Raw genomic sequence first — 23,859 nt, 5'->3', positions numbered from 1 at the left:
CCGGCGACGGCGACGGGGTTGCGGGCGTCCTCGTCGAGCGGCAGGCCGCCCGAGGGGGTGGACAGCAGCTCGCCGACGGGGTCGGGCGCGGGCCGCCGGGCGTCGTCGGAGATGCGCAGCAGCAGCGCCGCGATGATCCAGTTGGCCAGCAGCGAGGAGCCGCCGTAGGCGAGGAACGGCGTGGTGAGGCCGGTCAGCGGGATGATCCGGGTGATGCCGCCGACCACGACGAAGCACTGGAACGCGATGACGAACGCGAGGCCGGCCGCGAGCAGCTTGCCGAAGCCGTCGCGGACGCCGATGGCGGTGCGCAGGCCGCGCTGGCACAGCACGAGGTAGATCGTGAGGATCGCCATGAGCCCGGTGAGCCCGAGCTCCTCGCCGAGCGACGCGATGATGAAGTCCGACTCGGCGAAGGGCACCAGGTCCGGTCGGCCCTGGCCCCAGCCGGTGCCGAACAGCCCGCCGCTGGCCAGCCCGAACAGGCCCCGCACCAGCTGGCCGGAGCCGCCCGGGGACCGCTCGAACACGTCCTGGTCGAGCGCGTGCAGCCAGATGTGGAACCGCGCCGCGACGTGCCCGAACGCGGTGGTCGCGAAGGCGACGCCGCCGGCGAACATCACCATGCCGATGACGATCCAGGACAGCCGCTCGGTCGCCACGTAGAGCATGGCGACGAACAGGCCGAACAGCAGCAGCGAGGTGCCGAGGTCGCTCTGCAGCACCAGGACGGCGATCGAGGCGGCCCAGACGACGATGATCGGGCCGAGGTCGCGCAGGCGGGGGAGCTGCAGGCCGAGCACCTTGGGGCCCGCCAGCGCGAGCGTGTCGCGGTGCGTCACCAGGTAGCCGGCGAAGAACACGGCCAGCGCGATCTTGGCGAGCTCCGCCGGCTGCAGGGAGAACCCGAGCGCGCGGACCCAGATCCGTGCCCCGTTGATCGTCACGCCCAGGCCCGGGACCAGCGGCAGCACGATGAGCGCCAGGCCGACGACCATCGCGGTGTAGGTGTACCGGCGCAGGGTGCGGTGGTCGCGCAGCACGACGAGGACCACGCACGCGAGCACGACCGAGATGGCCGACCACGCGAGCTGCTTGCCGGCGAACATCTCGGTGCCGCCGCGGGCCTCGCGGGCCAGGTCGATCCGGTAGATCATCGCCAGGCCGATGCCGTTGAGCGCGATCACCGACGGCAGGATCACCGGGTCCGCGTACGGCGCGCGCCAGCGCAGCACGAGGTGCACGACCAGCGCGAGGCCCGCCAGACCCGCGCCGTACCCGAGCACGTCCGCCGGGAGCTCGTCGGTCGCACCCAGCCCGACCAGCGCGTACGCGGCGATCGCGATCGCCAGCGCGAGGACCAGCAGGGCGAGCTCGGTGCCGCGGCCGGCGCGCACGCGGTGCGCCTCCACCGTCGCCATCAGGGGGCCGCCGGGGCGGTGGCGGCCGGGTCCACCGGGGTCGCGGGGGTGGTCGAAGCGGGCGTGGGCGTCGGGCTCGGCTCCGGCTCGGCGTCGGCGGCCAGCGACTCCACGCGCTCGCGGGCGTCGGCGAGCGTCGCGGTGGGGATCGTCTGGTCGAGGCGCTCGCGCACGAACGCGGGCAGGTCGTCGACGGCGACGTCGCTGGTCTCGACGACCTCCGACAGGGACAGCGGGCCGACCGACTGCGGGATGCCGCGGTAGATCGCGACCACGTCGCCGTCCACGCCGACGTAGTACTGGGTCTGGGTCCACCGGTAGAAGCCGAACGCGCCCGCGGCCAGGACCGCGACGGCGAGCACGCTCAGGACGAACCCGCGCACCCGGCGACGCCGGCGTGTGCGCCGCTCGTCGGTGTCGTCCTCCGCGTCGTCGGCCGCGTCCACCACGGCCACGCCGCCGCCGGGCGTGCTCGCCTGGCGGGACAGCTCGGCGGCCCGGGCGGCGGGGCCGTCCTGGGCGGCGGTCGGGCGGTTGCGGGACACGGCGGCCGACCCGACGACCACGGCGTTCGTGGTCGGGCCGGCACCGTCGCGCACGTCGTTGAGCTCGAGCACGTCCGCGACGACCACGGTGACGTTGTCGCCGCCGCCCGCGCGGAGCGCGAGCTGGACCAGGCGCTCGGCGCAGGTGTCGACGTCGGCGAGCTCGTAGAGCGTGCGGGCGATGGTCTCGCCGCTGACGAAGCCCGACAGGCCGTCGGAGCACAGCAGCCAGCGGTCGCCGGCGCGCGCCTCGCGGACGGACAGGTCGGGCGCGATGTCGACGTCGAAGTCGCCGAGCACCCGCATGACGACCGAGCGCTGCGGGTGCGTCTCGGCCTCCTCGGGCGTGATCTTGCCGGTGTTGACCAGGTGCTGCACGAAGGTGTGGTCGGTGGTGACCTGGGTCAGCACGCCGTCCCGGAGCAGGTAGCCGCGGGAGTCGCCGAGGTGCACCATCGCGAGCTTGTTGCCGGCGCGGAGGATGGCGGTGACCGTCGTCCCCATCCCGGCCAGCTCGGGGTTCGACTCCGAGCGGCTGATGATCTCCTCGCGGGCCTCCTCGAGCGCTCGCTCGAGCTCGTCCAGCGCGTCGTCCGGGCCGTGCGACTCGCCGTCCAGCGGCGCGAGGGCGGCGATCGCGACCGACGACGCGACGTCGCCGCCGGCGTGCCCGCCCATGCCGTCCGCGACGACCAGCAGGTGCGGACCGGCGTACGCCGAGTCCTGGTTGTTCGACCGGACCAGCCCGACGTCGGACCGGGCGGCGTACCGCAGCGCGATGCCCACGATCCCCGTTACCCCTGCAGCTCGAGGACGCTCTGGCCGATCCGGATCTGCGCCCCGGCGCGGACCGGGACCGGCGCGGTCACCTTCTGGTCGTCGAGGAAGGTGCCGTTGGTCGACCCCATGTCCTCCACCAGCCACTGGTCGCCCTCGGGGTACACGCGCGCGTGCCGCGACGACGAGTAGTCGTCGTCCAGCACCAGCGTGCACGACGGGGCGCGGCCGATCAGCACCGCCGACGACCCCAGCGGCAGCGTGGTGCCGCGCAGCGGGCCCTCGGTCACGACCAGGCGGGTCGGGCCGGCGCGCCGGCCGCGCGGGCGCTCGGGCGCGGGCGCCGCCGACGGGGCGGTCGCGGGGCCCGCGGCGGGTGCCGTGGCGCGGGGCTTGCGGCGGCTCGTGATCCGGGTGCCGTACAGGTCCCGGCGCAGCACGCCGATCGCGGACAGCACGAAGGCCCACAGGAGCACGAGGTAGCCCAGGCGGAGCAGGGTGACCGTCAGCTCACTCATGCGTGCCTTGCGTGCCGTGGCTCACTCGTCCTGGTCCTGTCCGTCGCCGTCGCCCGTCCAGAACATGATGCGGGTCCGGCCGATGGTGAGCGTGTTCCCGTCCAGGAGTGTCGCGGCCGGGACCTGGTGGCCCTCGACGAACAACCCGTTCGTGGAGCCGAGGTCGGAGGCGACGACGCCCTGGGAGGAGACCCGGATCTCGAGGTGCCGCCGGGAGACGCCCGGGTCGTCCACCACGATGTCGGCCTCCGAGCCGCGGCCGATGACCGTGACCGGGCCGGTCAGCAGGTAGCGCTGGCCGTCGATGTCGATGAGCGGGTGCCGCGGGCTCGGGGCGGCGGTCGTCGCCGGGGCGGCCGCGCCGCGCACCGTCGCCGACTTCACCCGGAACCGGCCGGTCTCGAGGTCCTCGTACTCGTGGAACGCCACCGTGACCGGCCCGACGAACGCGTAGCGCTGGCCCGTCGCGTGCTCCGTGACGTTGGCGGCCAGCTCGTCGGCGAGCGCCTCGGCGCCCCACGCCTCGACCTGGTCGTAGTCGGAGGGCGACAGCTCCAGCGTGAACTCGTTCGGCACGACCGTCCGGTCGCGGCCCACGACCGCGGCCCGGTCGTCGACCTCGCGGCGCAGCGCGCTCGCCAGCTCGACGGGCTTCACCTCGCTGCGGAAGGCCTTGGCGAACGCGGTGTTCACCACGCGCTCCACACCGTGCTCGAACCGGTCCAGGATGCCCACGCCCACCACCTCCTCACCGCACACGCGAACAGTCGGGCGCGAACCTGCACCCGACACACTGCGTCGATGGTAGCCGCGGAGCAGGTCCGGGGGCTCTCCCTGTGGACGACGGGTGTGGCGCGTCCCTGGTGAAGAGGTCGCGGCGGCGTGTGCGCGGGGCGTGGAGGCGGGCGCGCGCGGGCGGCTGGGCGCGGGGCCGGGCGGGGTTCCGGCGGGCTCCCGAGGGGGTGGTCAGGAGGCCCCCCGGAATCGTGTTAATCTTCTGCGGCGCGCGAGTGGCGGAACGGCAGACGCGCTGGCTTCAGGTGCCAGTGTCCGAAAGGGCGTGGGGGTTCAAATCCCCCCTCGCGCACACATGACGGGGAACCCCCGGTCGGAGAGATCCGGCCGGGGGTTCTTCGCGTCCGGGGGTGCCTCGGCCGGGGAGGCCGTCGCGCCGGCCGCCCCGGGGTCAGGCGCTGTCCCGCCAGACGACGGGCGTCTCGAGGAGGATCGCCGCCGGGGACGTCTGCTCGCCGCGGATCTGCGCGAGAACCGACCGGGCCGCGGCGGCGCCGAGGTCGGCGGCGGGCTGGCGGACCGTGGAGAGCTGCGGTGTGCACCGCCGGGCCCACGCGGAGTCGTCGAAGCCGACGAGCCCCACGTCCTCGGGGACGCGTCGGCCCGCGCGCCGCAGGGCGTCGAGCGCGCCCGCCGCGAGGGCGTCGGAGGCCGCGAACACCCCGTCCACGTCCGGCGCGCGGTGCAGCAGCGCAGCCATCGCGGCGGCCCCGGCCGAGTACGAGTACAGCTCGACGGGCTCGACGAGGTCCGGGTCGAACCTGTCCCCGAGCGCCGCGGTGAACCCGGCCAGCCGGTCCGCCCCGGAGTCGCGGTCCAGCGCCGCGGCGATCATGCCGACGCGGCGCCGGCCCGTGGCGAGCAGCCGGGTGGTGATGTCGCGCGCGGACGCGACGTTGTCGATGCCCACCCAGGACTGGTCCTCGAGGTCGGGCGGGTGGCCCACGAAGGCGGCGGGGATCTGGGCGGCCCGCATCACGGCGGTGATCGGGTCGTGGGCTCGCGCGGAGACGACGACCGCGCCGTCCACGAAGCCGCCCCTGAGGTACCGCGCCACGCGGTCGGAGTCGCGCGCGGACCCGATGACGAGGCACACCATCTGGTAGTCCACCTCGGACAGGGCCTCGTTCGCCCCGAGCAGGATCTCCCCGATGTTGGGGTCCTCGAGCAGGAGCGAGTGCGGCTCGTGCACGACGAACCCGACGGCGCTCGTCCGCTGCCGCACGAGGTTCCGCGCGGTCGTGGACGGCACGTAGCCCACCTTGCGGATGGCGGCCTCGATGGCGGTGCGTGCCTCGGCGGAGACGTAGCCCTCGCCGGTCATCAGGCGGCTGATCGTGCCTCGGGACACGCCGGCCTCCCGGGCGACGTCGTGCACCGTCGCGCGCTTGCGGCGGGGCGGCACGGTCGTCACCCGGCCACTCTAGCCACGGCACGGGGGTTGACACCGCCCCGTGCGCCGCTAGTGTGTGCACGTTCACACATCGTCATCGGCGCGACGTCGGGCCGACATGTGTGCACGTGCACATACAAAGGAGTGGCGCACGATGACGACGACTGCCGACCCGGCACCGACCGCGGCGAGGACCGTCCGCGCGGTCCGTCGCGGGATCGCGTTCGGCTGCGACTGGAACCCCGAGCAGTGGGACGCCGCCGTCCGGATCGAGGACGTCCGCCTGATGCGGGACGCGGGCGTCGACCTGGTGGCCGTGAACGTCTTCGGCTGGTCGCAGCTCGAGCCGCGCCCCGGCGAGTACGACTTCGCCGCGCTCGACGAGGTCATGGACCTGCTCGCGGCGCACGGCATCGGTGCGAACCTCGGGACCGGCACCGCCTCCACCCCGCCCTGGCTGACGCACCGCCACCCCGAGGTCCTGCCCGTCGCGTCCGACGGCACGACCCGGTGGCCGGGCGGCCGGCAGGCGTGGTGCCCCTCGTCACCGGTGTACCGGGAGCGGTCCCTCGCCCTCGTCGAGCAGGTCGCGCGCCGGTACGGGGACCACCCCGCCCTGGAGCTGTGGCACGTGTCCAACGAGCTGGGCTGCCACAACGCGCACTGCTACTGCGACGTCAGCGCCGCCGCGTTCCGGCGCTGGCTGCTCGGGAGGTACGGCGGCGTCGACGCCCTCAACGACGCCTGGGGCACGACGTTCTGGAGCCAGCGGTACGGGTCGTTCGACGAGGTGCTGCCGCCCCGCGACACCCTCTCGACCCGCAACCCGGGACAGGTGCTCGACTTCCACCGGTTCAGCTCGGACGCCCTGCGCGAGCAGCTCCGGGAGGAGGCGGCGGTGCTGCGGGCGCACAGCGCGGTGCCCGTCACGACCAACTTCATGGTCACCGACCACATCAGCCGGCTCGACTACTTCAGCTGGGCGGACGACGTGGACGTGGTCGCGAACGACCACTACCTCGACCACCGGCTCGCGGACCCGACCACGGAGCTCGCGTTCAGCGCCGACCTCACGCGCGGCATCGCCGGTGGTGAGCCGTGGCTGCTGATGGAGCACTCCGTCGGCGCGGTGAACTGGCAGCCCGTGAACCTGGCGAAGGGTCCCGGGGAGGCGCTCCGCAACTCGCTGGGCCACGTGGCCCGGGGCGCGGACGCGGTGTGCTTCTTCCAGTGGCGCGCCTCCGCGCAGGGTTCGGAGAAGTTCCACTCCGCGCTCGTGCCGCACGCGGGGACCTCCGGCCGGCAGTGGCGCGAGACCCTGGAGCTCGGCGCGGTCCTCGACCGGCTCGACGAGGTCGCCGGCTCCCGGGTGCAGGCCGAGGTCGCGGTGCTGTTCGGCTGGGAGTCGTGGTGGACCGTCGACGCGGAGAGCGTCCCGTCGACCGCGGTGCGGTACCGCGAGCAGGTGCTCGCGGCGTACGGCGCGTTGCGTGCACAGGGCGTGACGGCGGACGTCGTCGCCGCGTCGGCACCGCTCGCCGGCTACCGGGTGGTCGTCGTGCCCGCGCTCCACCTGGTGCGGGACGCCGAGGCGGCCGCGCTCGCCGCCTTCGTCGCGGACGGGGGCACCGCGCTGATCACCTTCTGGTCGGGCGTCGTCGACGAGCGCGACGCCGTGCGCCTCGGCGGCTACCCCGGGGCGTTCCGCGACCTGCTCGGTCTGCGGGTGGAGGAGTTCGCGCCGGTGCTCCCGGGCCACGCGCTCACCCTCGACACGGGCGCGCGGGCCCGGCTGTGGAGCGAGCGGTCCACGGTCACCGGAGCCGACGTGCTGGCGCGGTACGAGGACGGGCCGTCCGCGGGCGAGGCCGCGATCACGCGCCACGCGTACGGACGCGGTGCCGCCTGGTACGTCGGCACGGCGCTCGAGCCCGGCGACTTCGCGGAGCTCGCCGGCCGCGTGCTCACCGAGGCCGCGGTGCCGACGGACCCCGGGCTCGCCGCCGCTGGCGTCGAGCGGGTCGTCCGCGCCGCCCCGGACGGGCGCCGGTGGGTCTTCTACGTCAACCACGCGGCGGCCGACGTGACCGTGCCGGCGCACGGCCAGGAGCTCGTGACGGACACCGCCGTCAGCGGCGAGCTCCGGGTCCCCGGGCTCTCCGTCCGCGTCCTGCGAGAGGAGCAGCGATGACCGCCGTCCACGCCCTGCCCCCGGGTGCCACGGGCGCCGCCGGGCACCCCGCCCCCACCCCGGGCCGCCGCCGGCCGTCCGGGCACGGGCGGGCCATCACGTTCTTCGTCGCCCCGTTCGGAGTGCTGTTCCTCGCGTTCTACGCACTCCCCATCGCCTACGCGGTGTGGACGTCGCTGCTCACGGTCGAGCGGGAGGGGACGTTCGGTGCGGCGCGCACCGTGTTCGGCGGCCTGACCCAGTACCAGAAGGTGTTCTCCGACGACGCGTTCTGGACGTCCGTCGGGCGCGTGCTGGTGTTCGGCGTCGTGCAGGTGCCCGTGATGCTCGGCCTCGCGCTGCTCTTCGCCCTGCTGCTCGACTCGCCCCTGGTGCGCGGGAAGAAGTTCTTCCGGCTCGCGTACTTCGTCCCGTACGCCGTCCCGGGGGTCATCGCCGCGATCATGTGGGGGTTCCTGTACTCCCCGCAGCTGTCGCCGTTCACCGCGCTGACGGCGAACGTGCCGCTGCTCGGCGCCGACCTGGTGATCTGGGCGATCGCCAACGTCGTCACCTGGGTGTACGTCGGCTACAACATGCTGATCATCTACTCGGCGCTGCTGGCCGTCCCGGCCGAGGTGTCGGAGGCGGCGGTGCTCGACGGCGCGTCGCAGACCCGCATCGCCTGGTCCATCAAGATCCCGATGGTGCTGCCGGCGATCTCCCTGACGGCGATCTTCTCGATCATCGGCACTCTCCAGCTGCTCGCCGAGCCCCAGGTCTTCCGGTCGTTCAGCTCTGCAGTGACCAGCACCTTCACGCCGAACATGACCGTCTACGCGACCTCGTCGGTGCCCAACACGCACCTCGCCGCGGCGTTCTCGGTCGTCCTCGCCCTGGCGACGTTCGTCCTGTCGTTCGGGTTCCTCAAGCTCACCCAGCGGAGGGCGGACCGATGACCGCGACCACCACCGGGAACCGCCCGGGCACGACGCGCGCCGCCCGCGCGGCGGGCGCGACCGCACCGGGCCGGTCGGTCCGTACCCCTCTGCTGCCGCGCGCCGCCGCGATGCTCGTGATGGCCGTGTTCACCGTGTACTTCCTGCTGCCGATCTGGTGGCTGCTGGTCGCGGCGTCCAAGACCCGCGGGGACGTGCTCGGCACCAACCCGCTGTGGTTCGCGGACCTGCACCTCGTCGACAACGTCCGGGACGTCCTCACCTACCGCGACGGGCTGTTCCCGCAGTGGATGGCGAACTCGCTCCTGTACGCCGGCGTCGGTGCGCTCGTGGCCACCCTGCTGGCCGCGATGTGCGGGTACGCCCTCGCGAAGTACGCGTTCCGGGGCCGCGAGGTGATCTTCAACGTCGTGCTCGGCGGGGTGCTGGTGCCGGCCACCGCCCTCGCGCTGCCGCTCTTCCTGCTCTTCTCGCGGGTGAACCTGACCGACACGTACTGGGCCGTGCTGCTGCCGAGCATCGTCAGCCCGTTCGGCGTCTACCTGGCGCGCATCTACGCGGCCGCGAGCGTCCCGGACGAGCTCATCGAGGCCGCCCGCCTCGACGGCGCCGGCGAGATCCGCACGTTCTTCGGGGTGAGCTCGCGGTTGATGACGCCGGCGCTCGTGACGATCTTCCTGTTCCAGTTCGTCGCGATCTGGAACAACTTCTTCCTCCCGCTGATCATGCTCCGCGACGAGCGCAAGTTCCCGGTCACCTTCGGCCTCTACCAGTGGAACTCCCAGCTGAACCAGATCCCCGAGCTCAACACGTTCGTGCTCGTGGGCTCGCTGCTGTCGATCGTCCCGCTGGTGGTCGCGTTCCTCGCGCTCCAGCGGTTCTGGCGGGGCGGGCTGGGCGCGGGCTCGGTCAAGTGACCCGGCCGCACCCCGATCCACCCCGCGCTGCACGACCCCGCACCACCCCTGCACCAGGTCCCTCGACGAAGAAGGAGCTCCCTCCCATGCAGCACCGCACCCGGACGGGCCTCACGGCCCTGCTCAGCACGACAGCCCTGGTCGGCGCCCTCGCCGCCTGCTCCACCGGCGGCGGGTCGTCGGACGGCGGCGGCACCGCGGACGCCGACGCCTGCGCCCCCGCCGACGGTCCGGTCGAGCTCTCGTTCACGTCCTGGATCCCCGGGATCGAGAAGGCCGTCGACGTCTGGAACGACGCGAACCCGGACGTGCAGGTCACCGTGCAGACCGGCCCCAACGGGAACGGCGGCACGTACCAGAACTTCTTCAACCAGCTCGAGGCCGGCAACGCCCCGGACCTGGGCCAGATCGAGTACGACGCCCTCCCGAACTTCCGGGTCCAGGACGGGCTCGAGGACCTGTCGGCGTGCGCGGACGTCGTCGCCGCGCAGGACCAGTTCGTCGACTGGACCTGGGGCCAGGTCACCCTGGGCGACGACTCCTCGGTGTGGGCGCTGCCGCAGGACTCCGGCCCGATGGCGCTCTTCTACCGGGCCGACCTCTTCGAGGCGAACGGGATCGAGGTCCCCACCACCTGGGACGAGTACGCGGCGGCGGCGCAGCAGGTCCGGGACGCGGGCGGCTACATCACCAACTTCTCGACCTCGGACATCAACCAGTTCGCGGGCCTGGTCTGGCAGGACGGCGGCCAGTGGTTCGGCTCCGACTCCGAGGGGTGGACCGTCTCGCTCGACTCCGACGCCTCGACCCAGGTCGCGGACTACTGGCAGGGCCTGCTGGACGACGGGCTGGTGACGTCGCACCCGGCCTGGACCACCGAGTGGGACAACGCCTACAACTCGGGCGAGGTGTGGACCTGGACCTCGGCGGTGTGGGGGGCCAACTCGATCGCGTCGGGTGCCCCGGACACCGCGGGCAAGTGGGCCGTCGCCCCGATGCCGCAGTGGACCGAGGGCGGGTCCGCGGCGGGCAACTGGGGCGGGTCCTCCACGGCGGTGTTCCGGGGCACGGACCACCTGTACGAGGCCACCCGGTTCGCCCTCTGGCTGAACACCTCGGACGAGGCGCTGACCATCCTCAACGAGGAGGCCAACCTGTACCCGGCGACGACCGCCGGGCTCGAGCTGCCGGTGCTGAAGGAGGGCGTGGAGTTCTACGGCGGTCAGGCGATCTACGACGTCTTCGCCGAGGCGTCCGCGAACGTCGACCCCGACTTCGTCTGGGGACCCACGATGACGCAGGTGTACAACGACGTGTCCGACGGCTTCAAGCGGGCGGTCACCGGTTCCGGGACCCTGACGGACGCCCTGGAGAGCGCGCAGACCAGCACGGTCGAGGCCCTGGAGGCGCAGTCCATCCCGGTCACGAAGTGAGGCGATGACCCACCACCGGCGTGCCGGGGTGCCGACCTGCTGGTCGACGCCCCCGGCACGCCGGTGCCGGCCTCAGATCCGCGCGGCGGGGTCCGTCCCGTCGTCGGTGCCCGCCGCGGTCCCGGGCGTCGTGCCCGCGGGCGGCACGTCGACCACCGGCTCGGCCTCCACGACGACCGGCTCCGCCGGCGGCAGCGGCTCCGCGGTCGCGGGCGGCACCTCCGCCGCGCCCTCGTCCCGCCCGCCACCGGCCTTCGCGGCGCCGACCACCGCCGCCGCCGCACCGGCCGCCGCGGCGCCGAGGCCCGCGGCCACGGCCTTGCCGGAGAACCCGGCCCGGCCCTTGTCGCCCTCGGACGCCGCCGCGTCCTCGACGCCCGGCGTGCCGACCCCGGCGCCGGCGTTCACCTCGCCGCGCCAGGCGCCGGTGGCGTACCCCTCGTCCTCGATGAACGCCTTGAACCGCTCGAGGTCCTTCGCGGCGCGGTTCTCCACGACGCCCAGCGCGTCCCCGACCTTCTCGACCAGGCCCTCCGGCGCGTACTCCAGGGACAGGTACACGGACGTCTGCCCGCCGCCGAGGTCCTCGAACGTCACGGCGCCCGCGTTCGTCGCGCCCTCCGTGGCCGCCCACGCGACCGTGGTGTCGCGGACCTGCTCGAGGATCCGCGCCTCCCACTCCCGCTTCACCCCGGCGATCTCCGCCACCCACCTCAGGCGGTCGTCACCGAGCTGGGTCACGGACTTCACGCCCCCCATGAACCGGGGGAAGTCCTCGAACTGGGTCCACTGGTTGTACGCGACGCTCACCGGCACGTTCACCAGGACCGACTGCTCGACCTTCGTCGTCATGACGTCTCCTCGTCCGACTGCGCGCCGGGCGGCGGCGCTGCACCCGGCCGGTCCAGCATGCGCGCGGTCGCCGGGGAGCGCCCGCCGTCGGCCGGCCTGCGGGCCGCGCTCCCCGGGCCACGGGCCGCGGTCAGCCGGCGAACGCGATGACGCCCGTGATGACGAGGCTGATCGCGATCGTCCACAGCGTGATCGCGATCGCCTGCCAGGTGAGGATGCGGGCGCGGGAGATCCCGGACGCGGCCAGCGCCGCCGCGGTGAAGTGCGTCGGGATCAGCAGCGGGCCGAGCAGGCTCACGCCGGCGACCCCGTAGCGGGCGAAGGCGCGGTCGAACTTCTGCCGGCTCGCGCTCGGGGCCGCCGGCGCCCGGCCGCCCCGCGTGACGACGGCCTGCCGGGTGCGCGTGCTCACCGCCACGACCAGCAGGACGGCGAGGAAGTTGCCGGCGATCGCCGCGACGGCGGCGGCCACGGGGTTGATCCCGCCGACCACGCCGATGGCCGCGGCGCCCTCGCCCTCCACGAACGGGACGGTGCCGGCGAGCGCGACGCCTGCGGGCTGGAGCCAGTCGGGGAGCTGGGCGACGAGCTCCTGGAACTGGGGGACGATGTCGAGCAGAGCCATGGTGACCTCCGGGGTGCGGCTGGGGTGGTGCCTGGTGTGCCTCCAGCCAACGGCGCCCGCGCCGGATGCGGCAGTGGCGCGGTGTCACCGGGTTCCGTGCGGTCCCGCGCGCCGGCCCGTGACGGATGTCATGCCCGTACGGTCGGGGCATGGCTGGCCGGTGGGGAGTGGCGGGGACGCGGGCGTACGGCGCCGGGCCGTACGCGGGCGGCGTCCGCGCGACCTGGTGGTACACCGTCGCCGGGCTCGTGTTCCTCGACCTGGTCGTGCTGCTGAACTGGTGGCTCTGGCTGGGCGACCTGCCGGAGCACGTCGTGCTCCCCGGCGGCCCTGCGCTCGCCGCGCTGGGCGGTGCGCTCCAGCTCGCCGCCGCCGTGGTGCTGGTCTGCGACTACCCCGTGGTCGCGGCGGACCCGGCGGTGGACGAGGCGGAGGCCGCCGCGCACCGGCCGCGGCGGCGCCGGACCGCGGCCGCGCTGGTCGTGGGCGGTGCCGGGGCGGTCCTGCTCGGCCTGACGACCGGGTCCTGGATGCTCGGATGCGGCGTGCTGGCGTTCCTGCTCAGCCTCCTGCCCTGGCCCCGGGGCGTCCGCTGGCGGCTCGTCACCGTCCTCACCCTGGTGCTCGCGGGCCTGTGGGTGGTCGACGCGCCCCGGCTGGGCATCGACACCGCGGACGCCGACCTGGCCACCCTGCCGCCGACCGTCCTGCTGCTGCTGCCGGCGCTGTCGGCGTTCTCGCTGTGGTGGTGGGACCTCGTGCGGGAGCTGGACCGCGCGCGGGAGGCCGCCGGGGCGGTGTCCGCGATGCGCGAGCGGCTGCGGCTGGCCGGGGAGGTGCACGACCTGCAGGGCCACCACCTGCAGGTCGTCGCGCTGCAGCTGGAGCTCGCGGAGCGGCTGATCGAGCGGGACCCCGCCGCGGCCGCGGCGCAGATCCGCACCGCGCGCGCCTCGGTCGACGAGGCCCGGGCCGGGACCCGCGACCTGGCGACCCGGTTCCGCGGCGTCCCGCTGCCCGACGAGCTGGCGAACGCCGCCGACCTGCTGCGCGCCGCCGGGCACGAGGTGCACGTGCAGATCGGGCCCGGCGCCGAGCACGCGCCGGCCGACGTGCTCGGCCCCCTGGTCCGGGAGAGCGTGACGAACGTGCTCAAGCACGGGGCCGGCCGGCGGGCGCGGATCGGGCTGCACCGCGAGGGCGACCGGTGGCGCTACGCGATCGTGAACGACCGGGACCCGTCGGCCGCGCCGGACGCCGACGCGGCCGCCGGGACGGGCATCGCCGCCATCCGGGACCGGATCGGCGCGCTGGGCGGGGCGGTGCACGTCCGCCGGGACGACGAGTTCGAGCTGACGGTCGACGTGCCGGTCGGCGCCGCGGGAGAGGAGGCGGGCGCGTGATCCGGGTGCTCATCGCCGACGACGAGGACATGATCCGCACCGCGCTCGCCGCGCTGCTCCGGCTGGAGCCGGACCTCGACGTGGTCGCGGAGTGCGCGTCCGGTGCGGAGGCGCTCGCGGCCGCGGAGCGCACGCGGCCGGACGTGTGCCTGCTCGACCTGGAGATGCCCGGGATCGACGGCATCGACACGGCCGCGCGGCTGGCCCGGACGGTGCCCACCCGGTGCCTGGTGGTGACCCGGCACGCGCGCCCGGGCGTCCTGCGGCGCGCGCTGCAGGCGGGGGTGGACGGGTTCCTGCCGAAGTCCCGCCCCGCGCAGGACGTCGCGGAGGTGATCCGGCTGGTCGCGGCGGGGCGCCGGTACGTCGACCCCGAGGTGGCGGCCGACGCCCTCGCGGACGAGCGCAGCCCGCTGACCGACCGCGAGCTCGACGTGCTGCGGGCGGGGCGGCGCGGGGAGACGATCGCGCAGATCGCGGCCGCCGTGCACCTGTCGCCGGGGACGGTGCGGAACCACGTGTCGTCGATCCTCGGCAAGGTCGGCGTGGCGACGCGGCAGCAGGCGGTGCTCGCGGCGGAGGAGCGCGGCTGGATCTGAGCCATGCTGGGCGCATGACGGACCCGACCGACGACCTGCTCGTCGTCCGCGACGCCGCCGCCTGGCGGGCCTGGCTCGACGCCCACGAGCACGAGCCGCACGGCGTGTGGCTGGTGCTGGCGAAGAAGGGCACGGTCGAGCCGACGTCGCTCACGTACGCGGAGGCGCTGGACGAGGCGCTGTGCAGCGGGTGGATCGACGGGCAGAAGCGCAGCCGCGACGCGGCGACGTTCCTGCAGCGGTTCACGCCGCGCCGGGCGCGGTCGATCTGGTCGCAGCGGAACGTCGAGCACGTCGCGCGGCTGGTCGCCGACGGCCGGATGCGGGCGCGCGGCCACGCCGAGGTGGACCTGGCGCGGGCCGACGGGCGGTGGGACCGGGCCTACGCCGGCTCGGCGACCGCCGAGGCGCCGGCGGACCTGCTGGCGGCGCTCGACGCGGTCCCGGCCGCCCGGGCCGCGTTCGACGCGCTCGACCGGCAGGCGCGGTACTCGGTGCTGCACCCGCTGATGGTCGCGGCGACGCCGGAGGCGCGGGCGCAGCGGATCGCGCGGACCGTCGCGCGGCTGGCGGGTCCCGCGGCGGGGTAGCGGCCCTACCGCGCGGCCCCCGGCCGGCGCACCCCCGGGCCGAGCCGCACGGGGACCGCCCGGCGGCTCGCCGCCAGCCGGTCGCGCAGCCGCGCGTTCTCGGCCTCCAGCTGGGCGACCCGGTCGCCCAGGGCGGCGGCGCGGTGCTGCGCGTCCGCGAGCCGGCGGCGCAGCGCGGCGTCCTGCCGGTCGACCGGCGCGGGCGGGACGGTGGCCTGCAGCCCGCGGATCCGTGCGGCGAACTCCCGGTGCTGGCGCAGGTACGTGACCGAGCAGTGGGCGGCGATGGCGATGGACAGGAAGTCGAACGGGCCGCCGTCGCGCTCGGCCAGGTCGATGGCGTGCTCGACGTGGTCGCGCACGACCTCGGCGCGGTGCCGCGCCTGCTCGATCACCCCGTCCTGCCCGAGGACGTCCCGCTGCACCCACTCGTCCGACTGCACGGGCCCACCCTGCTCCCGGGAACGCGCGCGGCCTGCGACCATCGGCCCAGGAGGCGTGTGACGCGCGCCTCCGTGACGTCCGCCGGCTCGCCGCGCGCGCCGGCCGCGGCGATGCCACCCTCGCTGCATGACCGGAGACGTCCAGCACGCAGCCGCCCGCGCCGGTGACCACCCGCTCCTCGAGAAGGGCGCCCGCCTCGGCTACGCCGCCAGCGGGGTCCTGCACCTGCTCCTCGCGTGGGTGACCGTCCAGCTCGCCTGGACGTCCGGCGGCGAGCAGGCCGACCAGCAGGGCGCGCTCCAGCAGGTCGCCGGCAACGGCTTCGGCCAGGTGCTGCTCTGGGTGCTGCTGGTCGGGTTCGTGCTGCTCGCGCTCTGGCAGGCCACCGAGGCGATCGCCTGGGGCGAGGCGGCGGACCGGGTCAAGGCCGCGGCGAAGGCCGTGACCTACGCGGTGCTGGCCTTCACGACGGTGTCCGTGCTCACGGACCAGTCGTCCGGCGGGTCCGGCGGCGCCACCGCCGGGCTGCTGTCGTCCGGGTTCGGGCGCGTGCTGGTCGGGCTCGTGGGGCTGGGCGTCGTCGCCGTGGCGGGCTACCACGTGGTGAAGGGGTGGCAGGAGAAGTTCCTCGAGGACCTCGAGTCCAGCCCCGCGCCGTGGGTGCGGAAGGCCGGGAAGGTCGGGTACATCGGCAAGGGCGCGGCGCTCGCGGTGGTCGGGGTGCTGCTCGTCGTCGCCGCGGTGCAGGCCGACCCGGAGAAGGCCGAGGGCCTGGACGCGGCGCTGCACACGCTCGCGGACCTGCCGTTCGGGGCGGTGCTGCTGACGCTGGTCGCGCTGGGCTTCGCCGCGTACGGGGTGTACGCGTTCGGGCGGGCGCGGCACGCGAAGGTCTGACGGTCCGGGGAGCCGGGTTTCACCCGCCCGGCGCCCCCTAGGTCCCACGCCGGACCCCGTGACCTGCGCTTGCGGCACGCTCACGCGGGTGACGTCGCAGGTCGGGGCGCGCGGTGCGCTCACGGGCGCGCCGTGGCGCGCGATCCCTCCGGAGCCGACGGGCAACCGCCCGCGGCTCTGGAGAACACGGAGACCCCGATGAGCACCACCAGCACGCCCGCCCGGACCGCCCGCCGCCCGCACCCCCGCGACTGGCCGATCCGCACGAAGATCCTCGCGGTGGTGGGGCTGCTGGGGGCGGTCGCGGTCGGGACGGGCCTGATCGCGGTCTCGTCGCTCCGCTCGCTGGCGGAGACGACGGAGCACCTCGCCGACCTCCAGTCCGGGCCGGTCTACCTCCGCAGCCAGATCCACATCAAGCAGCAGGGCGCCCGGATGACGCTCGCGAACCTGGCCGCGGTGCAGTCGCCGGCCGCGAAGGACGAGTGGCTGCAGAAGCAGGTCGACAACGACGCCACGCAGCAGGAGAAGATCGACGAGTTCAACGCGAGCGAGGCCGCGGACCTGCCGTCCTGGCGGGCCTTCGAGGAGGACTACGCGGCCTGGCTCGCGGAGCGGGACGAGCGGCTGACGCCCGCCGCGCTGGCGAGCCCGGCGAGCGACGAGTACGAGACGCTGCTCGCCGAGGTGTCGGTGCCGATGACGAGCGCGTTCGCCGCCGACCTCGACGACCTGGACGCCGACCTCATCGCGCTGTCCGGCGACCTGGCCGCCCGCGCCGCCGCCCAGTCCCGCTCCGCCACGGTCCAGCTCGTCGTGACGCTGGCGGTGGCGCTCGCGGCCGCGCTCGGGCTCGCGTTCGCCGTCGCCGGCTCGATGCGCCGCAGCGTGGACCGGGTGCGTCGCGCGCTCGCCGCGATGGCCCGCGGGGACCTCACGGTCGCGGCGCCGGTGCGCAGCCGCGACGAGATCGGCCTGATGGCCGCCGACCTGGCCGCGGCGCAGGAGTCGCTGCGCGGGACCATGGCCGGCGTCGTCGGCAAGGCCCGGACCCTCGCCACCGCGGCGGACGAGATGTCGACGGCGAACGCCCAGGTCGCCGAGGGGGCGCACGAGACCGGCGACCGGGCCGGGGTGGTGGCCGCCGCGGCCGAGCAGGTGTCGCGGAACGTCCAGGCGGTCGCGGCCGGCGCCGAGGAGATGGGTGCCAGCATCCAGGAGATCGCGCGCAACTCGACGGAGGCGGCCCGGGTGGCGGAGCGGGCGACGGCGGCAGCCGCGACGACCAACGAGCGGGTCGCCCGGCTCGGGGAGTCGAGCCTGGAGATCGGCAACGTGGTGAAGGTGATCACGAGCATCGCCGAGCAGACGAACCTGCTGGCGCTGAACGCGACGATCGAGGCGGCGCGCGCGGGCGAGGCGGGCAAGGGCTTCGCGGTCGTGGCCGGGGAGGTCAAGGAGCTCGCGCAGGAGACGGCGAAGGCGACCGAGGACATCGCGCACCGGGTCGAGGCCATCCAGGCGGACACCGGCGCCGCGGTGACGGCCATCGCGGAGATCTCCCAGATCATCGCGAGCATCAACGACTACCAGCTCACGATCGCCAGCGCGGTCGAGGAGCAGACGGCGACCACGGACGAGATGGCCCGCGGCGTGCAGGAGGCGGCGACCGGGTCCGGCGAGATCGCGTCCGGCATCACCGCGGTGGCGACGACGGCGACCGGCGCCGCCGCGGTCATCACGCAGATGGGGCAGTCGGTCGACCAGCTCGCCGAGCTGGCGGGCGCCCTCCGCGGCGACGTGGCGGTCTTCACCTACTGACGACGGGGTGCCCGGGTCGCGGCCCGGGCACCCTTCTCCCGCGGCGCACGGCGGGCTACCGTCGGCGGCATGGGCCAGGTCATCGCCTCGGCGACCACGTCGCTCGACGGCTTCATCGCGCGGCAGGACCACGGGATCGACGAGCTGTTCGGCTGGTACGAGGCCGGCGACGTCGTGGTGGAGAACCACGGCGACCTGCCGCCGTTCCGGCTGACCGAGGAGAGCGCCGCCTACTGGCTCGCGTGGCGCGAGCAGCTCGGCGCGCTGGTCGTGGGGCGGGAGCTGTTCGACCTCACCGACGGCTGGGGCGGGAAGCACCCGCTGGGGGTGCCGTTCGTGCTGCTCACGCACCGGCCCGTGCGGGACTCGGCGGCGCTGGGGTCGCCCGACCTCGTCGTCATGCACGAGGGCGTCCTGGAGGCGGTCGCCGCGGCGCAGGAGCTCGCGGGGGACAAGGTGGTCGGCGTCGCGGCCGGGACGATCGCGTCCCAGGTGCACGCCGCGGGGCTGCTCGACGCGGTGAACGTCGACCTGGTCCCGGTGTTCCTCGGCGGGGGCCGGCCGTACTTCACCGCGCAGGCCGGCGGGCCGGTGCCGCTCGGCGACCCGACCGTGGTGGTGCCGTCGCGCGGGGTCACGCACCTGAGCTTCCCGGTCCGGCGCTGAGGCCGCCGGACGCCGCTCGCCGTCAGTGGACCGCGTGCACCCGGTGGTGCAGGTGCGCCACCCCGTTCGCGAACCGCTCCAGGCCCAGCAGCTCCAGGTCGACGCGCACGTCCCGCGGCAGCGCCCGGGTGCCGCCGCCCACCAGCACCGGCGAGACGAACAGGTGCACCTCGTCCACCAGGCCCGCCCGCAGCGCCGAGCCGGCCAGGTGCGCCCCGCCGATCAGCACGTCGTGCGGCGAGCTGTGCAGCAGCCGGCGCACGGCCTCGGGGTCGAACGTGGCCTCGACCTGGGTGCGGGCGCTGCGCGGCTCAGTGACCGTCGTCGAGTAGACGACCTTGTGCGCGGCGCGCCAGAGCTGGGCGTACTCCTGGACGGCGGGCGGCTCGTCGGCGGTCTCCATCGTCTCCCAGGCGACCATGACGTCGTAGAGCCGCCGCCCGTAGAGGTACGTCCCGACGCCGCGGTGCAGCTCGTTGACCCGCTGGTGCACCGCCTCGTCCGGCATGCTCCAGTCGAACCGGCCGTCGCGGTCGGCGACGAAGCCGTCGAGGGACGCGATCGCGGAGTAGACGAGCCTGGCCATGGCCGACCTCCCGGCGTGGGCGGGTCCCGCGACGCCGCGGGTCACGGCACCAGGACAGCACACCGGGGCGCGACCCGCCCGTAGGGTCGGGGCATGAGCCTCGACGTCGGCGTCCTGCTGCCCCGTGACCTGCCCGCCCACCAGGTGCTGCCGTACGCGCGGCGCGCCGACGCCCTCGGGTTCGCCGAGCTGTGGGTGGTCGAGGACCTCGGCTTCCGGGGCGGGATGGCGCAGGCCGCGGCCGCGCTCGCGGTGACCGAGCGGATCCGGGTCGGCGTCGGCATCCTGCCGGTGGGCGCGCGCAACGTCGCGTTCGCCGCGATGGAGGCGGCGACGGTCGCCGAGCTGTTCCCCGGCCGGCTGCACCTCGGCATCGGCCACGGGATGCCGGACTGGATGCGGCAGGCGGGGGCGTGGCCGGCGAGCCCGCTGACGGCGTTCGAGGAGTACGTGACGGCGCTGCGCGCGCTGCTGCGCGGCGAGGAGGTCACCGTCGACGGCCGGTACGTCCGGCTGGACGGCGTGCGGCTCGAGAACCCGCCGGCCGAGGTGCCGCCGGTGCTCGCGGGGGTCCGCGGGCCGAAGTCGCTCGCGGCCGCCGGCCGGTGCGCCGACGGGACCGTGCTCGCGGAGCCCGTGGGCCCCGAGTACCTCGCCGCGGCGATCGCGCAGATCGGCCACGCCCCCGAGCACCGGGTGGTGGCCTACGACGTGGCGGCGGTCGACACCGACGCGGCCGCCGCGCGCGACCGGGTGCGGCCCGCGCTCGCCTGGATCGGCGACCCGGGCTGGGCCCCGCACATCGACCCGATGGACTTCGCGGCCGAGTTCCGCGACCTGCGGGACCGGACGCCGGACCGCGCGGCGTTCGCCGCGGCGCTGCCGGACGCCTGGGTCGACCGGCTCGCGGTCGTCGGGACGCCGGAGCAGGCGCGGGCGCGGCTGGACGGTCTCGCGCTGGCCGGGGCGGACGCGGTGGTGCTCGCGCCGGCCGGGCCGGACCCGCTCGCGGCCCTCGAGGGGCTCGCGGCGGTCCTGTGACGGCGCGGGTGCGGCTGCCGCGGCCGGCACCTGCCGCCGTCCTGGCGCTCGCGCTGGTCGCGGGGTGCGGGGCGGGCGGGGTCGCCGGCGGCGCGGACGGCGCGGGCGGCGACGGGGACGGGCCGGCGACGTCGGCCGGCGGTGCGGCGGCCGGCGGTGCGGCGACCGGCGCCGGGCACCCGGGCGCGCCCCCGGCGGGCGTGGTCGTCGACTACCAGCTCGCCCGTGGCTACCCGGCCCCGGACGGCGTCGGCGGCGTGGTCCGCGACGTCACCGACGCGCCCGAGCCCGGGCTGTGGTCCGCCTGCTACGTCAACGGGTTCCAGACCCAGCCCGGCGACCGCGACGCGTGGCTGGCCGACCACCCCGACCTGGTGCTGCGCGACGACGCGGGGGAGCCCGTGGCCGACGAGGGCTGGCCGGACGAGATGCTGCTCGACACGGGGACCGCGGAGCAGCGCGCGGCGCTCGCGGAGGTGCTGGGCGAGCAGGTCCGGGCGTGCGCGGAGCGCGGGTTCGCCGCGGTCGAGCTCGACAACCTGGACTCCTGGACCCGGTCCGGCGGGCGGCTCGGCGAGGACGGCGCGGTCGACCTGGCCGCGCGCCTGGTCGCGGTCGCGCACGACGCCGGGCTCGCGGCGGGCCAGAAGAACACCCCGCAGCTCGGCACCCGCGGGCGGGACGAGGCGGGCTTCGACTTCGCGGTGGCCGAGGAGTGCGCGCAGTACGACGAGTGCGCCGCGTACACGGGCGTGTACGGCGACGCGGTGCTGGACATCGAGTACACCGACGAGGGCTTCGCCGCGGCGTGCGCCGACCCGGGCCGCCCGTCGTCGACGATCCGCCGCGACCGGGACCTGAGCACGCCGGACGACCCGGCGTACGTCTTCGGCGCCTGCTGACCCCGGCGCGGACGGGGCCCCGGGGACGACGACGGCCCCCCGACCCGATCCGCGGGTCGAGGGGCCGTCGATCGGCGTGACGTCAGCGGGTGGCGCGCACCCGGCGGGTGACGAGCACCAGGGCACCGCCCACCGCGACGAGGAACGCCGCGGCCAGGCCGAGGGCGCCGCCCTCGGACCCGGTCACCGCGAGCTCGCCGGCGCCGGTCGCCGCCGGGGTGACGGCGGCCGGGGCCGCCGCGACCGGGGCCGACACCGGGGTGACGGCGGTCGGGGCCGGGACCGCCAGCTGCACCGCGAGGGTGGCCCAGCGGCCGGTGGTGCCGCCGGTGGCGTACACGGTGTGCGCACCCGTGGGCACGTCGCCGGGCACGGTCGCCATCAGGCGGGCGATGCCGTTCGCGTCCGCGACCGCGGTCCCCAGGAACACGGGGTCGGAGTGCAGGTAGAACGCGACGGTCTCACCGGGCTGGAAGCCCTCGGCGACGAGCTCCATCTGCTGGCCCGGGGCCGTGGCGGCCTTCGGGGTGTCGAGCGCGGCGGACGGCGCGGTGCCGGTCCGGACGGGCTCGCCGACGACGGTGACCGTGATGGTCGCCGAGCCCGCGGCCGAGAGCTCCGTGGCGGGGACCTCGAGCACCAGGGTGTGGGTGCCGGCGGTCAGCACCGGGACGGTGACGGCGAACCGGCCGTCGTGGGTCGAGCCGTGGCCCAGGACCGTGCCGCCCTCGCGGAGGGTCCACGAGGAGGGCAGGACCGAACCCGGCACGGAGACCTTGGCGTCGAACGTCGAGCGCATGGCGACCGGGACCGTCAGCGCGGCCGGGGCGGTGACCGTGGCGGCGGCGGGCACGACCTTGAGGGTGCCCTCGCCCTGCGCGAACGTGTAGCCGCCGAAGGAGGCGCCCAGGACCGAGAAGGAGCGCGCCCACATCTGGTCGCCGGTGTACGACGCGGTGAGCGCGTAGGAGCCGGCCGGGAGGTTCGGGACGCGGTAGGTCGCGACCCCGTTCTCGAGCGACTGCCCGGTGAGCGGCACGCTGTAGCCGTTGCCGTGCACGTACAGGTCGACGGGGCCGGTGACCTGGGGGCCCTTGGCCGGGCCCTTGACCGAGATGGTCGCGGTCGCTGTGGCGCCCGCCGTGATGGTCGGGGCGGACACGGTGACCGTGGGCTGCGCCTGGACCCAGCCGGCCGAGCGCACGGACTTGTAGACCTCGTAGCCCTCGGCGCGCACCTCGAACTCGAGGTCGACGAACTGGCCGATCTGGCCGGCGGCCGGGGTGAACGTCCGGCCGGAGCCGACCTGCACGCCGTCGACGGTCCAGCGCACGGTGTACTCGGCGCCGGGGGCGAAGCCGGTCGGCGTGGCCGTGTACTCCTTGCCGTAGGCCAGCTCGTAGCCGTTGCCGCCGTCGACCTGGAACCAGCCGTCCGGCATCGGCTTCAGGCCGGCGTCGTCGTCGGAGTCGGAGTCGTCCGAGTCGTCGGAGTCACCGGGGGTCGGGACGACCGGCGCGTTCGGGTCCGCGATGGTGTAGTCGGCGAGCGTCTGCATGATGCCCGAGCTCGAGGTGCTGTCGCCCTCGGGGTAGATCTCGACCCAGATCCCCTGGTCGATGTCCTCCGCGCGCGGCGTGTAGGTGGAGGCGTCGGACACCTTCGTGCCACCCACGTACCAGTCGTAGTCCAGCCACGAGTCGTTCCAGGTCGGTCCGGGCTTCGCGTACAGCGTGCGACCGACGACCGCGTACTGCCAGTCCTCGTCGTCGTAGAGGAAGCCGCCGAACGTGAAGTCGTAGTCGTGGATCTCGGGGCCGTCGGTGTCCGGGGCGCCGGAGCCCGAGCCCGCGCCCGAGTCCGCGGCGAGCACCGTGTTGGCGATGATCGGCTCCTGGAAGGCTCCCACGAGCTGGTCGTCGACCATCTTCACGACGTCCAGGCGCAGCCCGCGCCCGAGGTCGCCCTCCGTCGGCGTGTAGGACGCGCCGTTGGCCAGCCAGGTGCCGTTGTGGGTGTACCAGACCACCGAGTACTCCGTGCCGGCGACCTCGTGGACCGGCTTCGCCGTCAGGGTCTGCCCGACGACGGCCAGCCAGTTCCCCGACTGGTCGACGATGTATCCCGTCACCTCGAAGTCGGCGAGCGTCGGGGCGCTCTGGTCGGCCGACGAGTCCGGACCGTCCGAGGTCTGCCCCGGGCTCTGCACCGGGGTGGTGTCGGCCGGGACGTCGCTGTCGGACGCGTCGCCCTGCGCCGGGGTGTCCGGCGTCGGCGAGGTGTCCTCCTCGGAGCCCGACCCGGTCGTGACCGGCGTGGTCGTGGCCGGCACGTCCTGGTCCTGGACGTCGGGCTGGTCCTGCGTCTCCGGCTGCGGGTCGGCCGGCGGCTGGTCCGGGTCGGCCTGCGGCTGCGGGTCCGCGACGGGCTGCGTCTCGACGACGTCGGTCGGGTCGGTCTCGCCGTCGTCGGCGACCGCGGCCCCCGCCGGGATCAGCATCGCCG

Annotated in this window: 22 protein-coding genes and 1 tRNA gene; 13 read left to right on the top strand and 10 right to left on the bottom strand. The window is 75.1% G+C overall.

Annotation, left to right across the window (positions count from 1 at the left end):
* The 4 genes from VER05_RS12265 to VER05_RS12250 form a co-directional block, all read right to left on the bottom strand.
* A partial coding sequence (locus VER05_RS12265) for an FtsW/RodA/SpoVE family cell cycle protein (RefSeq protein ID WP_324845630.1) occupies positions 1 to 1,421 on the bottom strand: 1,421 nt, incomplete at its 3' end.
* Positions 1,421 to 2,752 carry a Stp1/IreP family PP2C-type Ser/Thr phosphatase gene (locus tag VER05_RS12260; protein ID WP_324845629.1) on the bottom strand — a complete coding sequence of 444 codons (1,332 nt, stop codon included), beginning with the start codon at positions 2,750 to 2,752 and terminating at the stop codon, positions 1,421 to 1,423. The genes VER05_RS12260 and VER05_RS12265, both read right to left, overlap by 1 nt.
* A gap of 8 nt (positions 2,753 to 2,760) precedes the next feature.
* Positions 2,761 to 3,261 carry an FHA domain-containing protein FhaB/FipA gene (locus VER05_RS12255; RefSeq protein ID WP_324845628.1) on the bottom strand — a complete coding sequence of 167 codons (501 nt, stop codon included), beginning with the start codon at positions 3,259 to 3,261 and terminating at the stop codon, positions 2,761 to 2,763.
* A gap of 21 nt (positions 3,262 to 3,282) precedes the next feature.
* A complete protein-coding gene (locus VER05_RS12250; protein ID WP_147795101.1) occupies positions 3,283 to 3,996 on the bottom strand; it encodes an FhaA domain-containing protein in 714 nt (237 codons plus the stop codon).
* Positions 3,997 to 4,265: 269 nt separating this feature from the next.
* Between VER05_RS12250 and VER05_RS12245 the strand changes: the two genes are divergently transcribed.
* A tRNA-Leu gene (locus VER05_RS12245) sits at positions 4,266 to 4,348 on the top strand.
* Positions 4,349 to 4,447: 99 nt separating this feature from the next.
* On the opposite strand, the gene VER05_RS12240 is transcribed toward VER05_RS12245, so the two are convergent.
* Complete coding sequence (locus VER05_RS12240) at positions 4,448 to 5,470, bottom strand: LacI family DNA-binding transcriptional regulator (protein ID WP_324845627.1); 1,023 nt, start codon at positions 5,468 to 5,470, stop codon at positions 4,448 to 4,450.
* Positions 5,471 to 5,603: 133 nt separating this feature from the next.
* Between VER05_RS12240 and VER05_RS12235 the strand changes: the two genes are divergently transcribed.
* The 4 genes from VER05_RS12235 to VER05_RS12220 all read left to right on the top strand — a co-directional run bounded on the left by VER05_RS12235 (position 5,604) and on the right by VER05_RS12220 (position 10,928).
* The gene (locus VER05_RS12235; RefSeq protein WP_324845626.1) at positions 5,604 to 7,640 is read left to right on the top strand and encodes a beta-galactosidase; all 2,037 of its coding nucleotides are present in this window, start codon (positions 5,604 to 5,606) and stop codon (positions 7,638 to 7,640) included.
* On the top strand, positions 7,637 to 8,578 hold the full coding sequence (locus VER05_RS12230) for a sugar ABC transporter permease (protein WP_324845625.1): 942 nt from the start codon (positions 7,637 to 7,639) through the stop codon (positions 8,576 to 8,578). The genes VER05_RS12235 and VER05_RS12230 overlap by 4 nt, the downstream gene beginning before the upstream one ends.
* Positions 8,575 to 9,495 (top strand): carbohydrate ABC transporter permease, encoded by a 921-nt coding sequence (locus VER05_RS12225; protein ID WP_324845624.1) that lies wholly within the window; start codon positions 8,575 to 8,577, stop codon positions 9,493 to 9,495. The genes VER05_RS12230 and VER05_RS12225 overlap by 4 nt, the downstream gene beginning before the upstream one ends.
* A gap of 86 nt (positions 9,496 to 9,581) precedes the next feature.
* Positions 9,582 to 10,928, top strand: a complete 1,347-nt coding sequence (locus tag VER05_RS12220; protein ID WP_324845623.1) for a sugar ABC transporter substrate-binding protein — start codon at positions 9,582 to 9,584, stop codon at positions 10,926 to 10,928.
* Between the two features lie 72 nt (positions 10,929 to 11,000).
* Here VER05_RS12220 and VER05_RS12215 read toward each other — a convergent pair whose 3' ends face one another.
* Together VER05_RS12215 and VER05_RS12210 are read right to left on the bottom strand one after the other, a co-directional pair.
* Entirely contained in the window at positions 11,001 to 11,780 is a 780-nt protein-coding gene (locus VER05_RS12215; protein WP_324845622.1) for an SRPBCC family protein, read from the bottom strand.
* A gap of 130 nt (positions 11,781 to 11,910) precedes the next feature.
* A complete protein-coding gene (locus tag VER05_RS12210; protein WP_324845621.1) occupies positions 11,911 to 12,405 on the bottom strand; it encodes a small multidrug efflux protein in 495 nt (164 codons plus the stop codon).
* A 149-nt stretch (positions 12,406 to 12,554) separates the two neighbouring features.
* On the opposite strand from VER05_RS12210, the gene VER05_RS12205 reads away from it, so the two are divergent.
* Genes VER05_RS12205 through VER05_RS12195 form a run of 3 tightly spaced genes read left to right on the top strand, consistent with a single transcriptional unit; the run spans position 12,555 to position 14,997 of the window.
* On the top strand, positions 12,555 to 13,808 hold the full coding sequence (locus VER05_RS12205) for a sensor histidine kinase (RefSeq protein ID WP_324845620.1): 1,254 nt from the start codon (positions 12,555 to 12,557) through the stop codon (positions 13,806 to 13,808).
* Positions 13,805 to 14,407 (top strand): response regulator transcription factor, encoded by a 603-nt coding sequence (locus VER05_RS12200; RefSeq protein ID WP_324845619.1) that lies wholly within the window; start codon positions 13,805 to 13,807, stop codon positions 14,405 to 14,407. The genes VER05_RS12205 and VER05_RS12200 overlap by 4 nt, the downstream gene beginning before the upstream one ends.
* A gap of 14 nt (positions 14,408 to 14,421) precedes the next feature.
* The gene (locus VER05_RS12195; RefSeq protein ID WP_324845618.1) at positions 14,422 to 14,997 is read left to right on the top strand and encodes a YdeI/OmpD-associated family protein; all 576 of its coding nucleotides are present in this window, start codon (positions 14,422 to 14,424) and stop codon (positions 14,995 to 14,997) included.
* A 5-nt stretch (positions 14,998 to 15,002) separates the two neighbouring features.
* On the opposite strand, the gene VER05_RS12190 is transcribed toward VER05_RS12195, so the two are convergent.
* Positions 15,003 to 15,440, bottom strand: a complete 438-nt coding sequence (locus VER05_RS12190) for a hypothetical protein (protein WP_324845617.1) — start codon at positions 15,438 to 15,440, stop codon at positions 15,003 to 15,005.
* A gap of 127 nt (positions 15,441 to 15,567) precedes the next feature.
* On the opposite strand from VER05_RS12190, the gene VER05_RS12185 reads away from it, so the two are divergent.
* From VER05_RS12185 to VER05_RS12175, 3 genes are all read left to right on the top strand, one after another.
* Positions 15,568 to 16,338 (top strand): DUF1206 domain-containing protein, encoded by a 771-nt coding sequence (locus tag VER05_RS12185; protein WP_324845616.1) that lies wholly within the window; start codon positions 15,568 to 15,570, stop codon positions 16,336 to 16,338.
* A 198-nt stretch (positions 16,339 to 16,536) separates the two neighbouring features.
* Positions 16,537 to 18,159 (top strand): methyl-accepting chemotaxis protein, encoded by a 1,623-nt coding sequence (locus VER05_RS12180; protein WP_324845615.1) that lies wholly within the window; start codon positions 16,537 to 16,539, stop codon positions 18,157 to 18,159.
* A gap of 69 nt (positions 18,160 to 18,228) precedes the next feature.
* Entirely contained in the window at positions 18,229 to 18,825 is a 597-nt protein-coding gene (locus VER05_RS12175) for a dihydrofolate reductase family protein (protein WP_324845614.1), read from the top strand.
* Positions 18,826 to 18,847: 22 nt separating this feature from the next.
* Here the strand turns inward: VER05_RS12175 and VER05_RS12170 are convergent, their stop codons facing one another.
* Positions 18,848 to 19,411, bottom strand: coding sequence for a dihydrofolate reductase family protein (locus VER05_RS12170; RefSeq protein ID WP_324845613.1), 564 nt, complete (start codon positions 19,409 to 19,411; stop codon positions 18,848 to 18,850).
* Positions 19,412 to 19,504: 93 nt separating this feature from the next.
* Here VER05_RS12170 and VER05_RS12165 point away from each other — a divergent pair, with 93 nt between their 5' ends.
* The gene (locus VER05_RS12165; RefSeq protein WP_324845612.1) at positions 19,505 to 20,452 is read left to right on the top strand and encodes an LLM class flavin-dependent oxidoreductase; all 948 of its coding nucleotides are present in this window, start codon (positions 19,505 to 19,507) and stop codon (positions 20,450 to 20,452) included.
* A complete protein-coding gene (locus VER05_RS12160; protein ID WP_324845611.1) occupies positions 20,449 to 21,354 on the top strand; it encodes an endo alpha-1,4 polygalactosaminidase in 906 nt (301 codons plus the stop codon). Before VER05_RS12165 ends, VER05_RS12160 begins: the two co-directional genes overlap by 4 nt.
* Positions 21,355 to 21,436: 82 nt before the next feature.
* Here the strand turns inward: VER05_RS12160 and VER05_RS12155 are convergent.
* Positions 21,437 to 23,859: Ig-like domain-containing protein (locus tag VER05_RS12155; RefSeq protein ID WP_324845610.1), on the bottom strand; the 2,423-nt coding region annotated here is incomplete at its 5' end.

Origin of the sequence: Cellulomonas sp. (assembly GCF_035634735.1) — a bacterium.
In the GTDB taxonomy this organism is placed as follows: Bacteria; Actinomycetota; Actinomycetes; order Actinomycetales; family Cellulomonadaceae; genus Cellulomonas.
This window is presented reverse-complemented; position numbering and strand designations above follow the sequence as displayed.

Coding starts and splice junctions, on each gene's coding strand:
- VER05_RS12255 (WP_324845628.1), bottom strand. CDS start 3,261: ATGAGTGAGCTGACGGTCACCCTGCTCCGCCTGGGCTACCTCGTGCTC.
- VER05_RS12235 (WP_324845626.1), top strand. CDS start 5,604: ATGACGACGACTGCCGACCCGGCACCGACCGCGGCGAGGACCGTCCGC.
- VER05_RS12230 (WP_324845625.1), top strand. CDS start 7,637: ATGACCGCCGTCCACGCCCTGCCCCCGGGTGCCACGGGCGCCGCCGGG.
- VER05_RS12225 (WP_324845624.1), top strand. CDS start 8,575: ATGACCGCGACCACCACCGGGAACCGCCCGGGCACGACGCGCGCCGCC.
- VER05_RS12220 (WP_324845623.1), top strand. CDS start 9,582: ATGCAGCACCGCACCCGGACGGGCCTCACGGCCCTGCTCAGCACGACA.
- VER05_RS12215 (WP_324845622.1), bottom strand. CDS start 11,780: ATGACGACGAAGGTCGAGCAGTCGGTCCTGGTGAACGTGCCGGTGAGC.
- VER05_RS12210 (WP_324845621.1), bottom strand. CDS start 12,405: ATGGCTCTGCTCGACATCGTCCCCCAGTTCCAGGAGCTCGTCGCCCAG.
- VER05_RS12205 (WP_324845620.1), top strand. CDS start 12,555: ATGGCTGGCCGGTGGGGAGTGGCGGGGACGCGGGCGTACGGCGCCGGG.
- VER05_RS12195 (WP_324845618.1), top strand. CDS start 14,422: ATGACGGACCCGACCGACGACCTGCTCGTCGTCCGCGACGCCGCCGCC.
- VER05_RS12185 (WP_324845616.1), top strand. CDS start 15,568: ATGACCGGAGACGTCCAGCACGCAGCCGCCCGCGCCGGTGACCACCCG.
- VER05_RS12180 (WP_324845615.1), top strand. CDS start 16,537: ATGAGCACCACCAGCACGCCCGCCCGGACCGCCCGCCGCCCGCACCCC.
- VER05_RS12175 (WP_324845614.1), top strand. CDS start 18,229: ATGGGCCAGGTCATCGCCTCGGCGACCACGTCGCTCGACGGCTTCATC.
- VER05_RS12170 (WP_324845613.1), bottom strand. CDS start 19,411: ATGGCCAGGCTCGTCTACTCCGCGATCGCGTCCCTCGACGGCTTCGTC.
- VER05_RS12165 (WP_324845612.1), top strand. CDS start 19,505: ATGAGCCTCGACGTCGGCGTCCTGCTGCCCCGTGACCTGCCCGCCCAC.